Origin of the sequence: Thiobacillus sp., from assembly GCA_024235835.1 — a bacterium.
Taxonomy (GTDB): Bacteria; Pseudomonadota; Gammaproteobacteria; order Burkholderiales; family Thiobacillaceae; genus PFJX01.
Genome location: JACKLQ010000002.1, coordinates 433,174 through 446,244, shown reverse-complemented (window position 1 = coordinate 446,244; position 13,071 = coordinate 433,174). Strand labels below are relative to the sequence as shown.

At 66.8% G+C, this 13,071-nt stretch carries 11 protein-coding genes; 5 read left to right on the top strand and 6 right to left on the bottom strand.

Going from position 1 to position 13,071, the window contains the following annotated elements; genetic code table 11:
* Positions 1-11: 11 nt before the first annotated feature.
* The 6 genes from trkA to H6935_10250 all read right to left on the bottom strand — a co-directional run bounded on the left by trkA (position 12) and on the right by H6935_10250 (position 7,927).
* Complete coding sequence (gene trkA / locus H6935_10275) at positions 12-1,385, bottom strand: Trk system potassium transporter TrkA (protein MCP5278730.1); 1,374 nt, start codon at positions 1,383-1,385, stop codon at positions 12-14.
* 106 nt (positions 1,386-1,491) lie between these two features.
* Positions 1,492-2,748, bottom strand: a complete 1,257-nt coding sequence (locus tag H6935_10270; protein ID MCP5278729.1) for a sigma-54-dependent Fis family transcriptional regulator — start codon at positions 2,746-2,748, stop codon at positions 1,492-1,494.
* A 72-nt stretch (positions 2,749-2,820) separates the two neighbouring features.
* Complete coding sequence (locus H6935_10265; protein MCP5278728.1) at positions 2,821-4,950, bottom strand: HAMP domain-containing protein; 2,130 nt, start codon at positions 4,948-4,950, stop codon at positions 2,821-2,823.
* A gap of 100 nt (positions 4,951-5,050) precedes the next feature.
* On the bottom strand, positions 5,051-5,635 hold the full coding sequence (locus tag H6935_10260; protein MCP5278727.1) for a DUF4390 domain-containing protein: 585 nt from the start codon (positions 5,633-5,635) through the stop codon (positions 5,051-5,053).
* Positions 5,636-5,681: 46 nt separating this feature from the next.
* The gene (rsmB, locus tag H6935_10255) at positions 5,682-6,974 is read right to left on the bottom strand and encodes a 16S rRNA (cytosine(967)-C(5))-methyltransferase RsmB (protein ID MCP5278726.1); all 1,293 of its coding nucleotides are present in this window, start codon (positions 6,972-6,974) and stop codon (positions 5,682-5,684) included.
* 14 nt (positions 6,975-6,988) lie between these two features.
* Positions 6,989-7,927 carry a GGDEF domain-containing protein gene (locus H6935_10250; GenBank protein ID MCP5278725.1) on the bottom strand — a complete coding sequence of 313 codons (939 nt, stop codon included), beginning with the start codon at positions 7,925-7,927 and terminating at the stop codon, positions 6,989-6,991.
* A 114-nt stretch (positions 7,928-8,041) separates the two neighbouring features.
* Between H6935_10250 and mpl the strand changes: the two genes are divergently transcribed.
* Genes mpl through H6935_10225 form a run of 5 tightly spaced genes read left to right on the top strand, consistent with a single transcriptional unit; the run spans position 8,042 to position 12,962 of the window.
* Positions 8,042-9,499 (top strand): UDP-N-acetylmuramate:L-alanyl-gamma-D-glutamyl-meso-diaminopimelate ligase, encoded by a 1,458-nt coding sequence (mpl, locus tag H6935_10245; protein ID MCP5278724.1) that lies wholly within the window; start codon positions 8,042-8,044, stop codon positions 9,497-9,499.
* Between the two features lie 20 nt (positions 9,500-9,519).
* Positions 9,520-10,641, top strand: coding sequence for an ABC transporter permease (locus H6935_10240; protein MCP5278723.1), 1,122 nt, complete (start codon positions 9,520-9,522; stop codon positions 10,639-10,641).
* Positions 10,638-11,408 carry an ATP-binding cassette domain-containing protein gene (locus H6935_10235; protein MCP5278722.1) on the top strand — a complete coding sequence of 257 codons (771 nt, stop codon included), beginning with the start codon at positions 10,638-10,640 and terminating at the stop codon, positions 11,406-11,408. The genes H6935_10240 and H6935_10235 overlap by 4 nt, the downstream gene beginning before the upstream one ends.
* Entirely contained in the window at positions 11,398-12,354 is a 957-nt protein-coding gene (locus H6935_10230) for an MCE family protein (GenBank protein MCP5278721.1), read from the top strand. Before H6935_10235 ends, H6935_10230 begins: the two co-directional genes overlap by 11 nt.
* Positions 12,351-12,962, top strand: coding sequence for a membrane integrity-associated transporter subunit PqiC (locus tag H6935_10225; protein MCP5278720.1), 612 nt, complete (start codon positions 12,351-12,353; stop codon positions 12,960-12,962). The genes H6935_10230 and H6935_10225 overlap by 4 nt, the downstream gene beginning before the upstream one ends.
* Positions 12,963-13,071 lie beyond the last annotated feature (109 nt).

The following is a 13,071-nucleotide window of genomic DNA, read 5'->3' as shown; positions in this document are numbered from 1 at the left end:
GGTCCCTGTATCTAGAAGAAGCCCAGGCCCACCTGGAACAGTTTTTCCACCTTGGGGATGAGCTGCTTGTGGGGCACGAACAGCACCAGGTGGTCCTCCGCCTCGATGGTGGTGTCGTGGTGAGCGATGATGACCTTTTCCGCCCTGAGGATGGCGCCGATGGAAACGCCCTCCGGCAGGCTCACCTCCTCGATGCGGCGGCCCACCAGCTTGGAGGCCTTCGCGTCGCCGTGCACCACGGCTTCCAGGGCCTCGGCCGCGCCCCGCCGCAGGCTGTGCACCACCGCCATGTCGCCCCGGCGGATGTGGGTCAGAAGGGGGCCGATGGTGGCCTGGGCGGGGGACAGGGCGATGTCGATCTCGCCGCCCTGCAGCAGGTCCACGTAAGTGGCGCGGTTGATGAGGGCGATGACCTTGCGGGCCCCCAGGCGCTTGGCCAGCAGTGAGGACATGATGTTGTCCTCGTCATCGTTGGTGAGGGCGCAGAACACGTCCATGTCCTCGATGTTCTCCGACAGCAGCAGGTCTTCGTCGGTGCCGTTGCCGGTGAGCACCAGGGTGCTCTTCAGGACGCGGGAAAGGGCCTCCGTGTTCTTCTTGTTGCGGTCGATGAGCTTGACCTCATAGTCCGCTTCCAGGCTGGTGGCCAGGCGCCGGCCGATGTTGCCGCCGCCCACGATCATGACCCGGCGCACGCCCTTGTCGGAGCGACGCATCTCCTTCATCACGGCGCGGATGTTCTCCGTGGCGGCGATGAAGAAGATCTCGTCGTCGTTCTGGATGACGGTGCGGCCCTCGGGCACGATGGTGCGGTCGCGGCGGAAGATGGCGGCCACCCGGGCGTCCAGTCCTGGCAGGTGCTTCTGCAGGTCCCGCAGCTCGTGGCCTACCAGGGGGCCACCGGCCCGGGCCTTCATGGCCACCAGGCGGGCCCGGCCGGCGCCGAAGTCCACCACCTGCAGGGCCTCGGGGTAGTCGATGAGCTTGCGCAGGTAATCGGTGATCTCCTGCTCCGGGGCGATGACGTGGTCCACGGCGAAGTTGTCCGGGCCGAACAGTTCCGGGTGCTTCATGTAGTCCAGGGAGCGGATGCGGGCGATCTTGGTGGGGATGTTGAAGAGGGTGGCGGCCAACTTGCAGGCGACGATGTTGGTCTCGTCGTTGAGGGTCACGGCCACCAGCATGTCGGCGTCGTCGGCGCCGGCCTGGCGCAGGATGGATGGGTGGGAGGCCTGGCCCCAGACGGTGCGCAGGTCGAAGCGATCCTGGAGGGCCGAGAGCTTGTCGGCATCCACGTCCACCACGGTGAGGTCGTTGCCTTCGCGCACCAAATGCTCCGCCAGGTTGGAGCCCACCTGGCCCGCGCCGAGGATGATGATTTTCATGTTTTGCGGTGAAGGGTTAAGGGGGAAGGGGGAAGGGTGGCAGGGGGGAGTTTAGACCCTTCCCCCTTGAGCGCCGAAGGCGCGGGCCCTTCCCCCTTTACCTGCATCATTTTTCCTTTCCCGGTGCCTCGATGCCCAGCTGCTTCACCTTGCGGTAGAGGTTGGTGCGGTCCAGGCCGGCCCGCTCCGCCGCCCGGCTCATGCCCCAGTGGCATTCCTCCAGCATGGCTTCCAGGTAGGCCTTCTCGAACTGGTCCCGTGCATCCTTGAGGGGCAGGTGCAGCATGAGGTCGATGCCGCTGGCATGGGCGCCCTTCTTGCCGGGGCCCAGAATGGCTTTCACCTCCGCCGCGTCGATGGGCGCGTCGCCGCCATTCAGGGCCAGGCGCCCCGCCAGGGTTTCCATCTCGGTCAGGTTCTCGGGCCAGTCGTGGCCGGTGAGGGCCGCCAGGGCGCCCTCGGCGAATTGGCGGGGAGGGATCAGCAGGCGGGCGCAGGCGTCCTCCACCATGCGGCGGGCCAGGGGCACGATGTCCTCCCGGCGTTCCCGCAGGGGGGGCATCTCCACCACGGCATGGATGAAGATGTCGTGCAGTTCCTGGCTCAGGTGCCCTTCCGCCAGCAGATCGTTCAGAGCCATCTGGGTGGCGGCGGCCACGCGCACGCCGAATTCGGCTCGGCGGTTGAGGAGCAGCGCCAGGCCCCGCTGTTGCATGGCGTTGAGGCCCGCCAGGTCGGGGATGAACACCAGGCCGCCCTTGGCCTGGGCCAGGATCTCCGTGGGCTGGTTGGCCAGGGTGGCGGGCACGTCCACCCGCAGGAAGGAACCGTTGGGGGGGGTGAGGTAGCGGGCGGCGTGTTCCTCGCCGCTGCCGGGTTCCCCCAGCAGCACCACGGGCAGCCCCGCGGCCACGGCCAGGTTCAGGCGCTGGGTCAGGCGGCGAATGGCTTCCCCGGCCCCCAGGGCGGAAAGGTCGCCCGTGGTGGTGGGCTTGGAAGGCTTCGCATCCAGGGCTTTCTTCACCGTCTCCAGCAATTGCTTGTAGGCGATGGGCTTTTCCAGGTAGTCGAAGGCCCCCAGGCGGGTGGCCTCCACGGCGGTGTGCACGGTGCCGTGGCCTGACATCATCACCACGGGCATGGTGAGGCGTCCCTGGGTCTTCCATTCCTTCAGCAGGGTGACGCCGTCCACGTCGGGCATCCAGATGTCCAGCAATACCAGGTCAGGGATCTTGTCCTCCAGGGCGTTGCGCGCGCTGGCGCCGTTCTCGGCCATGCGCACCTCGTAGCCCTCTTCCTCCAGGATTTCCTGCATCAGTTCCCGAATGCCGGGTTCGTCATCCACCACCAGGATTTCAGACATCGTGTTTTTCCTTATTGACAATCGCCGTCATGGCCGGCCTCCGAAAGGGAGTGACCGGGCCCGGGCACGGCCCTAGGTTTCCTTCAATGCGGGCAGGCGCACACAAACCTGGGCGCCACCATTATCCATATTGCTCACCGTGATACTGCCATGGTGTTCCTCAACGATCTTTTTTACCACAGGCAGGCCCAGGCCCGTGCCTTTGGGTTTGGTTGTGGCATAGGGCTCGAACATGCGCCCCTTGAGTTCATCCGGGAAGCCGGGACCGTTGTCCTCCACGCACAGGTCCACGTGGTCCCCGTGCAGCAGTGTGCGCACGCGGATGTGGGGCCTGGTGCCTTCGCCGACAGCCTCCTGGGCGTTCTTGATGAGGTTAACCAGCACCTGGCGCAGCAGGGCGGGGTCGCCGGCCACGGGAGGCAGGTCCTCCGCCAGGGCCGTCTCAAGCTGGGCCGACTCTTCATAAAGATGGGCGACCTCATGGACCAGGGCGTTGATGTCCAGGCGCTCGATCCTGGGGGAGGGCAGGCGGGCATACTGGGCGAACGCATCCACCAGGCCCTTCATGGCGTTCACCTGGCCCACGATGGTGGCGGTGGCCCGGGTGAGGATATCCCGGGCAGCGCCCTCCAGCCTGTCCGACAGCTTGGCTTCCAGGCGTTCGGCGGAGAGCTGGATGGGAGTGAGGGGGTTCTTGATCTCGTGGGCCATGCGCCGGGCGGCTTCTCCCCAGGCCGCGTCCCGCTGGGCCTGCATGAGCTGGGTCACGTCGTCCAGCACCAGCACGTAATCCGGCATGTCGGCGGCGGACAGGGGCGTGCCCCTGGCCAGGAGGATGCGGTTGCCTTCCGGCGTGGCCAGTTCCAGCTGTTCCAGCCAGGAGCCGGTGGGGTTCTCGCGGAAGTGTTCCACCATCTCGGCGGCGAAAGCGGCCAGGCCGTTGCTGGGGCGGTCCTGGCCCCAGGCGGACAGGGGCCTGTTTTCCAGGTCGCCGCGGGCGGCGCCCAGGATGGCGGCGGCGGCAGGGTTGGCCAGCCGCACGGAAAGATCGTGCTCCAGGGTGACCACGCCGGTGGTGACGCTGGCCAGCACCCCTTCCAGGTAGGCGTTGGCCTCCAGGATCTTGTCTTGCCGCTCCTCGGCGATGGCCCGGGCGTCCGCCAGCTGGCGGGTCATGCGGTTGAAGGACTGGGTGAGCATGCCCAGTTCGTCCCGGCTGGCCACGGTGGTCACCTGGGTGAAGTCGCCCCGGGCCACGGCGCGGGTGCCCCTTGCCAGGGCCCGCAGGGGCGCTGCAAGGCGTTCAGAAAGCAGGAAGGCCAGGGTGAAGGCGGAGAACAGGGCCAGGGCCAGGGCCAGGGTGAGGGAGATGCCATAAAGGCGCTTGAGCCCCAGGCGGGAGATGTCCAGTTCCTGGTAGCTCTGGCGGGCGGCTTCCACTTCCTGGGCGTCGGCCGCCAACTGGCTCGGCACGGGCTGAATCACCTGGAGGATGCGGATCTGCTCGGCCAGGGCCACCAGGTTGACGGGCACCACCACATGCACGGAGATGCCGCTGCCCTTCTCCGAGGCCTGCAGGCGGGACCAGGGCTGTTGCAGCTTGGCCTGCCAGATGGCGCCCTGGTCCGGGGGTGGGGGCAGCAGGCTGTCACGGCTGCCGGAGGAGAAACCCAGCATGCCGCCGTTGACGTCGAACAGGGCGACTTCCTGGAGGCCGGCGGCTTCCCGCAGGTCGTCCAGGCGGCCGGTCTGGATCACGGCGGGCAGGTCCGCCAGTTGCTGGGCCAGGTTCTCGCTCTTGCGCACCACTTCCCGCTGCACGTGCTCCAGGGCGGAACGGCCCAGGGAGAGGCCGCCCTCCAGGGCACGTTCCATGCGCACGTCGAACCAGGATTCGATGGAACTGATGAGGAACTGTACCGAGATGCCGTACACCACCATGCCCGGCACCAGGGCCATGAGGCCGATGATGAGAAACAGGCGGGCTGTGAGCTTGGCGCCGAACACGCCGGCGCGGATGCGCCGGATCAGGACTACGGCCTGGTAGACGATGAGCAGTGCCAGGCCGACGGCCGTGGCCACGGTGATGCCCAGCAGCACATGCAGGTTGCCAGCGAAGAAGCTGGTGTTGTCCGCGGCGGCGGCCAGCAGGCCGATGAGGACTGACCCCAGCAGCAGACTGATGGCGACCAGGTAGAACATTACTGGGGAGTGGGCAGTTGGGAGTGGGGAGTGGGGGCGAAGGCGCAGCGGAGGCGGGTTTCCCGCTTCCCACTTCCCGCTTCACGCTTGCCCATGTCCATCAGTACTTCACCGCCTTCTCCTGCCAGCCCGAATCCAGCTGCCAGCGGGTGGAGGAAGCCAGGGCGTTCACCTGCAGGGGTTTGGGCAGTTGGGAGATGTCCAGGTACATGCGCACGAAGAAACTGTATTGGGACTTCTTCTTCATCTGCTTGATGTTGAGCACGGCCCAGTCCCGCAGATCCCCCACGGCACGCAAGGCTTCCGGCAGGCCTTCGTGGCTGGTGGAGACGCCAGCCAGGGTCACGTAGTACTGGCGCAACAGGGCGTTGTAGGACAGGCGGATGGTGCGTTCCTGTTCCGTCAGGCTTTCCGCCAGCCAGTAGGCCCGCTCCCTTTCGCTTTCCACGGCCTGTACGAAGGAGAGCTGCACGCCCCGGTGCAGGGCCTTTTGCATGGTGTCGGAAAGCTGGATGTCGAAGTGGCCGGAGAGCTGGAACAACTCGCCCTTCTGGGTCACTTCCAGTTGGGCCAGGGAGATGCCCTCGGCCCGGACACCGGCCGGACCCATGACGCAAATAGCCGCCAGCAGGAAGAGGCTGGCGCGCAGGAAGCTCTCTATCAGCGACCCCCAGGAATCCGCCATGCGGATTCCACCCCCCGAGGGGGGTGAGTAAATTCGGGGCGGCCCATCACTTTCTCTTGAGCAGGCGGGCATAAAAGAATCCATCGGTCTCCGGTCCGGGCAGCACCTGGCAATGGGCCGTTCCATGGTCCAGGCCGGGCAGGGTGAGGGGCTCGGCGCGGGCCTCCGGATGGCGCTCCAGGAATGCGCGAATCTGGTCCTCGTTCTCGCCGGGGAACAGGCTGCATGTGGCATAGAGCATTTTGCCACCCACCCGCAGCAGGGGCCACAGTGCATCCAGCAGCCTGGCCTGTTCCTTGGCCAGATGTTGCATATCTTCGGCGCGCTTGAGCCACTTGCCGTCCGGGTGGCGGCGGACCACGCCGGAGGCGGTACAGGGGGCGTCCAGCAGGATGCGGTCGAAGGGGCGGCCGTCCCACCAGGCGTCTGGGCGGCCAGCATCCGCCGGCATGACTTTGGCCTCAAGGCCCAGGCGGGCCAGGGTGTCCCGCACCTGATCCAGGCGGCGGCCATCGTTGTCCAGGGCGGTCAGGTGCAGTTCGTGGACCTCCAGCAGGTGGGCGGTCTTGCCCCCTGGGGCCGCGCAGGCATCCAGCGCCCGCATGCCGTCGGCGCAATCCAGCAGGGGTGCGGCCCATTGGGCGCCCAGGTCCTGTACCGAGGCCCAGCCGTCGGCGAAGTGAGGCAATTCGCCCACGGGCACGGGCTGCTCCAGGGTGAGGGCCCAGGGGCCGGTCTGGTGGCAGGCATGGCCGGCGGTCCGAAGCAGGGCGGCATAGGTGGTCAAGTCCGTGCGCCGGACATTGACCCTCAGGGTCATGGGCGGGTGGCTGTTCTGGGCGGCGACGATGTCCTGCCAGTGGGACGGGTAGGCGTCCTGGAGGCGCTCCAGCCACCAAAGGGGGAAGTTCCAGCGGGCTTCATCGTCTTCCTGGGCGCTTTGCTCAAGTTCCGCGCGGCGACGCTGGAAATTCCGCAGCAGGGCGTTGGCGAAACCCCGGGCCCGGGGATGGTCCCGCCCCACCATGGCCACGGTCTCGTTCACGGCGGCATAGGGCGGGCTGGCCTCGGTGTCCAGCTCGAAGAGGCCCACCATCAGGGGGCCCAGCAGGTCCGGGGGGGTCAGGGGCCGGCCGGCGAGGGTAGAGAGGAAGAACCGCAGCCGCCCTGCCCGTCGCAAGGTGCCGTAGGCCAGGTTCTGGGCGGCGGCAAGGACGCGGGGGTCCTGGGGACTGGGCTGCTCGCGCCAATGGCCGATGGCCTGGGTCAGGCTGCGGCCCTCCAGCAGAACAGCATTGACGAGCTGGGCGGCGAGGACTCTGGCCGGGCTGACGGGCACGGAGGGGGTGGCGATCAGGTGGCCAGGAGGATCTTGTCGCGGCCGGACTGCTTGGCCTTGTACAAAGCCTCGTCCGCCCGCCGCAGCAAGGCATGGCCGTTTTCATCCTGCGCCAGGCTGGCTACGCCGCCGCTGAATGTGGTGTTGATCTTGTTGCCCTCGAACATGAGGGGGGACTTCTGCATGACCTGCTGCAACCGTATGAGCACCAGCATGGCTCCCCGGGAATCCGTATCCGGCAATATCAGGGTGAATTCCTCGCCGCCGTAGCGCACCAGGGCATCCGACTTGCGCAGTACCGAGCGGATGAGGGATGTGAAATGCACCAGCATGTTGTCTCCCGCCGAGTGGCCGAACTCGTCGTTGATTCTCTTGAAAAAATCCAGGTCCACCATGGCCAGGGAGAGTTTGCCGTTGGTGCGCTGGCAGCGGGCGACTTCCCGGTCCAGGGTCTGGTCCAGACCACGCCGGTTCAGGGCGCCGGTGAGGGCGTCCTCGTTGAGGAGCTGGCGGGTTTCGGAGAGCTCGTTCTGCATGTTGACCAGGGCATAACGGGTCTCCTGCAGTTCCTTGTGGCTGGCTTCCACCGTGTTCTGGATGCCGCTGGCCTGCATGACCACGGAGGACAGCAGGCGCAGGATTTCGCCCTTGTCGCGGCTGGACTTCAGGGTGTTGACGTTGTCTGAAAGGCCCTTGTTCCTTTCGTCAAGATCCTTGGCCAGGTTGCCGGTCTTGTCGCTCACGTCCTGGACCATTTCCCGCACCACCTGGACCAGTTCCATGCAGATGGCTGTAGCCTGGTCGTTCTTGCTGGCCCCGGAAGCCTTCGCCGGGGGCGGCAGTCCGGAAATTTCGTAATACAGGCGCTCGTAGTTCTCGGGCGTAGGAGGTTCACCCGTCTCCTTGAGCCGCTGCATGACGGTGATGCCGATGACGTTTGGGGTTTGGGCCATGTTGCCTGGAAGGTGCGGACTATGCGTTGACTATTATCGGCCATGTGACTGCATTCTTTAACGGGGAACAATCCGGGATAATGCCGCGAAGCATCCATGGCCCACGTTTCTTCCATGCATATCCACATCCTCGGCATCTGCGGCACCTTCATGGGCGGCATCGCCGTCATCGCCCAGCAGGCGGGCCATACCGTCACCGGTTGCGACGCCAACGTCTACCCGCCCATGAGCACCCAGCTGGAGGCCCTGGGCATCAAGCTCATGGAAGGCTTCGGCACCGAGCAGCTGGCACTGGAACCGGATATCTGGGTGATCGGCAACGTGGTCACCCGGGGCAAGCAGCCCCTCATGGAGGAAATCCTCAACCGGGGCCTGCCCTACATATCCGGGCCCCAGTGGCTGGCGGAAAACATTCTGCATCCGCAGAATGTTTCGGCGAAGACTAATGCGCCGGATGGCGGGTTAGGTCGCAGCCAAAACGTGCCTCATGAAAAATGGGTCTTGGCCGTGGCGGGCACCCACGGCAAGACCACCACGTCCTCCATGCTGGCCTGGGTGCTTGAGGACTGCGGCCTCCATCCCGGCTATCTCATCGGCGGCGTGCCCATGAACTTCGGCGTGTCCGCCCGGCTCACCGATTCGCCCTTCTTCGTCATCGAGGCGGACGAGTACGACACCGCCTTCTTCGACAAGCGTTCCAAGTTCGTGCATTACCGCCCCCGCACGGCCGTGCTGAACAACCTGGAATACGACCACGCCGACATCTTCCCGGACCTGGCGGCCATCGAGACCCAGTTCCACCACCTGGTGCGCACCGTGCCGGGCAATGGCCTGGTGGTGAGCAACGGCAGGGAGGAAAGCCTGGAACGGGTGCTGGCCCGGGGCTGCTGGACGCCGGTGGAGCGCTTTGGACTGCAGGGCGGTTGGCGGGCCGAGCCGGTCAACACGGGTTTGCGTGCCTCCCATTTCGACGTCTGGCTGGGTGAAGCCCTGCAAGGCCGGGTGCAGTGGAACCTGCTGGGGGAGCATAACCGCCAGAATGCCCTGGCCACCATTGCCGCCGCCCGTCACGCGGGGGTGCCTGCCAGGGACGCCATCGATGCCTTGTCCCGTTTCCAGAATGTGAAGCGGCGCATGGAGGTGAGGGGCCAGGTCAATGGCGTCACGGTCTACGACGACTTCGCCCACCACCCCACTGCCATCGCCACCACGGTGGCGGGCCTGCGCGCCAAGCTCAGTGCCGTCCACTCCGGCGCTCGCATTCTTGCCGTGCTGGAGCCCCGTTCCAACACCATGAAGCTGGGGGTGATGAAGGCCCAGCTGCCTGCCAGCCTGGAAGGTGCGGACCGGGTGTACTGCTACAGCGGCGGCATCGACTGGGATGCTTCAGGCGCGCTTTCCCCCCTGGGAGACAAGGCGCATACCTATGCCGACCTGTCCGGCCTGGTGGAGGCCGTGGCCAGGGAGGCCCGGCACGGCGACCACGTCCTGGTCATGAGCAACGGCGGCTTCGGCGGCATTCACGACAAGCTTCTGGCCCGCCTGGGTGAAGCGGCATTACTGGACGTTTGAGCGAGTCCGGGTCGTCCTCCATGAACAATCTGCCTCGGTTGACCCTGGAAGAGACCGAGGCGGGAGCGGTGCTCCGCCTGACCGGGGACTGGAGGTTGTCCCATCTCCTGGACGCCCAGGCCGCCCTCGCCTTTCTGCCGAAGCTGGAAGTGGATTCGGTCCAGCTGGACGGCAGCGGACTGGAGGGCCTGGACAGCGCCGCTGCCCTGGTGCTGATGCACAGCCTTCATGACCATGGCGTGGCATGGGGCAAGGTGGCACTGCAGGGATTCGATGCCCGCCGGCGGGCCTTGCTGGATCTGGTGGCCGAGCGCATGGCGGTCTCCGGCCCGGGACCGGCCGGCGCCCCGGGCTGGCTTGCCCGCCTGGGCGAAGTGGTGGTGCACGTCCTGCGGGGTGGCCGTGACATGCTGGCCTTCGTCGGTAGAACCAGCCAGGCCCTGGGGGAGGTATTGGTGAGGCCCACCCGGCTGCGGCCCCGGGAACTGTTCATGCAGCTGGAGGTGGTGGGCCTGGAGGCCCTGGCCATCGTCGGGCTCATGACCTTGCTGGTGGGGGTGGTATTCGCCCACCTGCTGGCCATCCAGATCGAGAAATACGGTGCCAACATCTTCATCGTCGACGGCGTGGCCCTGGCCCTGGCCCGGGAACTGGCGCCCCTGTTGACGGCCATCCTGGTGGCGGGCCGTTCCGGCGCCGCCTTCACGGCCCAGATCGGCGCCATGAAGGTGACGGAAGAAGTCGACGCCATCACCACCCTGGGCCTGTCGCCCTTCCATGTTCTGGTGCTGCCCCGGCTGCTGGCCATCGTCATCGCCATGCCCCTTCTGACCTTCTTTGCCGACCTGTTGGGGCTGCTGGGGGCTTCCTTCGTGGCGGCCCAGCAGCTGGACATCACCCTGTACACCTTCTTCAGTCGCCTGAAGGACGTGCTGCCCCTGGAATACGTGCTGTACGGCCTCTACAAGGCCCCGGTGTTCGCCGCCGCCATCGCCCTCATCGCCTGCCGCAACGGTTTCGCCGTGAGCCGGGACGCCCGCAGCGTGGGGGAACGCACCACCACCACCGTGGTGCAGAGCCTGGTGGCGGTCATTCTCATCAATGCCGCCTTCGCCCTGGCCTCGCCGGAGTATCGGGGATGAACCCGCCCGTCCTGGAGGCAAAGGGCATCCGTACCCGACTGGGGGGGCGATGGCTCCACGATGGCGTGGACTTTTCCCTGGGGCGGGGCGAGGTGGTGGCACTCATCGGCGGCAGCGGCACGGGCAAGACGGTGCTCCTGCGGGAGTGCATCGGCCTGCTGCGCCCCACGGCGGGCGAGGTGCGTCTGCTGGAGGAGGACCTGTGGCAGCTTTCCGGCGCTAGGTTGAACCGCCTGCGCAGACGGTTCGGCGTGCTGTTCCAGGAAGGGGCCCTGTTTTCCTCCCTGACCGTGGCCCAGAACGTGGCTGCGCCGTTGATGGAGCACACCCCCCTGCCCCGGGGTCTGCGGGACGAGATCGTGCGGCTCAGGATCCGCCTGGCGGGGTTACCGCTGGACGCGGCGAACAAACGGCCGGCGGAGCTGTCAGGCGGCATGAAGAAACGCGCGGCCCTGGCCCGGGCCCTGGCCCTGGAACCGGAGTTGCTGTTCCTGGATGAGCCCACCTCCGGCCTGGACCCCATCAGCGCCCGGGAATTCGACCACCTGCTGCGTACACTGTGCGACAGCCTGGGCCTTACCGCCCTGCTCACCACCCACGACCTGGATACCCTCTGGGGACTGGTGGACCGGGTGATCGTCCTGCACGATGGCAAGGTGATCGCCAACGGGCCGGTGGCGGAGGTGGCCAGGGTGGACCACGAGTGGATAAGGTCTTACTTTTCGTCCCATGCGGGCGGAAGAAGGGAGCTGAACGATGGAACCTGAAGCGCGCTACGCCTGGGTGGGGGTGGCCGTCCTGGCCCTGGTGGCCCTGGTGGCGGGGGGCATGTACTGGCTCACGGGCGGCACCGAGAACAAGCTGGTCAAACGCTATGTGGTCTATTTCGAGAAACAGTCCCTGGAAGGCCTGCAGATCGGCAGCGACGTGCGCATGCAGGGCATCAAGGTGGGCAAGGTGGAGGACTATGCCATCAGCCCGGGCCAGGCCAGGCGGGTACGGGCCGTGCTCCAGGTAGATGCGCGCACCCCGGTGCTGGAAGGAGTCCATGCCGAGGTGGCCCGGCACCTGGTGACGGGCCTGGCGGCCATCGACCTGGTGAACGTGGAGGAAGGCGGCCCGGCCCTGCTGCAGGTACCCGATGGGGAGGAATTCCCCGTGATCCCCGAGGGCGTGCCCCAGTTTGCCCGGGTGGCCAGTACCCTGGAGGAGATGAGCTTGGTGGGCAGGGATGCCCTGGTGCGCTTCAACACCCTCCTGGCGGATCGGAACCAGAAGGCGATATCGGACATTCTCGTCAACCTCGACGGTCTCAGCGGGGACTTGCGCCAGAGCCTGCCGGCATTGCGGGAGGACCTGCACGCCACCCTGGCCACTACCCGCAAGGCAGCGGACCAGGTGCAAGGTCTCAGCACCGATGCCGGTCATGTCCTCCGGCATGTGGACGAGCGGCTGGACCGGGTGGCGTCGGAAACGGAATCCACCCTGGCCTCGGCACGCCAGACCCTGGGCGCCATGGACCGGGAGGTGCGCGGGCTGGCCCTGCAGTTGCGCCTGTCCGCCGACCTGGCCACCCAGGAGGTCCAGACCACAGCCCAGTCCCTGCGCCTGGCAGGGGACGCCCTGCGGGATACGGGCCGGGCCATGTCCGACCCGGCGCGAATTTTGTACGGCACCAACGAAGCGGACCTGGGGCCGGGGGAGAAGCCATGAAGCAACTGTTAGGCCGCAAGCTTCTGGCTCTTTTCACCCTCCTGGCGCTGGCCGGATGCTCCCTGCCTGGCAAGCCCCGCCAGGCGGTCGGCTACCACGTGCTGACAGACCCGGGCCCCGTGGCAAGCAGCACCTCCACCCATGCCGCCACTCTGTTGCTGCGGGAGATGGAGGCGCCGCCCTTCTACCAGGACACGCGCCTGGCCTTCAGCCGCTCGCCGGGCACCCGGGGCCAGTACCAGTTCGCGCAATGGAGCGAACCGGTCCCCCGGCGCCTGGGCTGGATGCTGCGCCAGCGTCTGGAAACGGCCGGGGTCTATCGGCAGGTGGCGCACCTGGGCAGCGGCGTGCTGGGGGATTTCCAGCTCAACACCCGCCTCATCGATTTCTACCATGATGCCTCCCAGGTACCGGGCGTGGCCCTGACGATGCTGGAAGCGGAGCTGGTGCGGCGCGCCGACGGCACCCTGGTGGACCGGCGCATCTTCGTGGCCCAGGTGCCCGTGGCCAGCCATGACGCCGCGGGGGCGGCGGATGCCCTGGGGCGGGGCGCCAATAATGTCATGGATGACCTCATCGCCTGGCTGGCCCGGGCCGGTGGCCGTTGATACAGGAGTAGGAGTCGCGGCGCCCTAGGAGCCTGTGGGAGCCATGTCCTGACTGGAAGGTCCTGCGAACGACTTGAGCGGGCAAGGCCGGTACAATGCGGCACCCGAA

What these genes read in the sequence shown, in the direction of transcription:
- trkA (MCP5278730.1), bottom strand. Translation starts at nt 1,385, where the DNA reads ATGAAAATCATCATCCTCGGCGCGGGCCAGGTGGGCTCCAACCTGGCG.
- H6935_10270 (MCP5278729.1), bottom strand. Translation starts at nt 2,748, where the DNA reads ATGTCTGAAATCCTGGTGGTGGATGACGAACCCGGCATTCGGGAACTG.
- H6935_10265 (MCP5278728.1), bottom strand. Translation starts at nt 4,950, where the DNA reads ATGTTCTACCTGGTCGCCATCAGTCTGCTGCTGGGGTCAGTCCTCATC.
- H6935_10260 (MCP5278727.1), bottom strand. Translation starts at nt 5,635, where the DNA reads ATGGCGGATTCCTGGGGGTCGCTGATAGAGAGCTTCCTGCGCGCCAGC.
- H6935_10250 (MCP5278725.1), bottom strand. Translation starts at nt 7,927, where the DNA reads ATGGCCCAAACCCCAAACGTCATCGGCATCACCGTCATGCAGCGGCTC.
- mpl (MCP5278724.1), top strand. Translation starts at nt 8,042, where the DNA reads ATGCATATCCACATCCTCGGCATCTGCGGCACCTTCATGGGCGGCATC.
- H6935_10240 (MCP5278723.1), top strand. Translation starts at nt 9,520, where the DNA reads ATGAACAATCTGCCTCGGTTGACCCTGGAAGAGACCGAGGCGGGAGCG.
- H6935_10235 (MCP5278722.1), top strand. Translation starts at nt 10,638, where the DNA reads ATGAACCCGCCCGTCCTGGAGGCAAAGGGCATCCGTACCCGACTGGGG.
- H6935_10230 (MCP5278721.1), top strand. Translation starts at nt 11,398, where the DNA reads ATGGAACCTGAAGCGCGCTACGCCTGGGTGGGGGTGGCCGTCCTGGCC.
- H6935_10225 (MCP5278720.1), top strand. Translation starts at nt 12,351, where the DNA reads ATGAAGCAACTGTTAGGCCGCAAGCTTCTGGCTCTTTTCACCCTCCTG.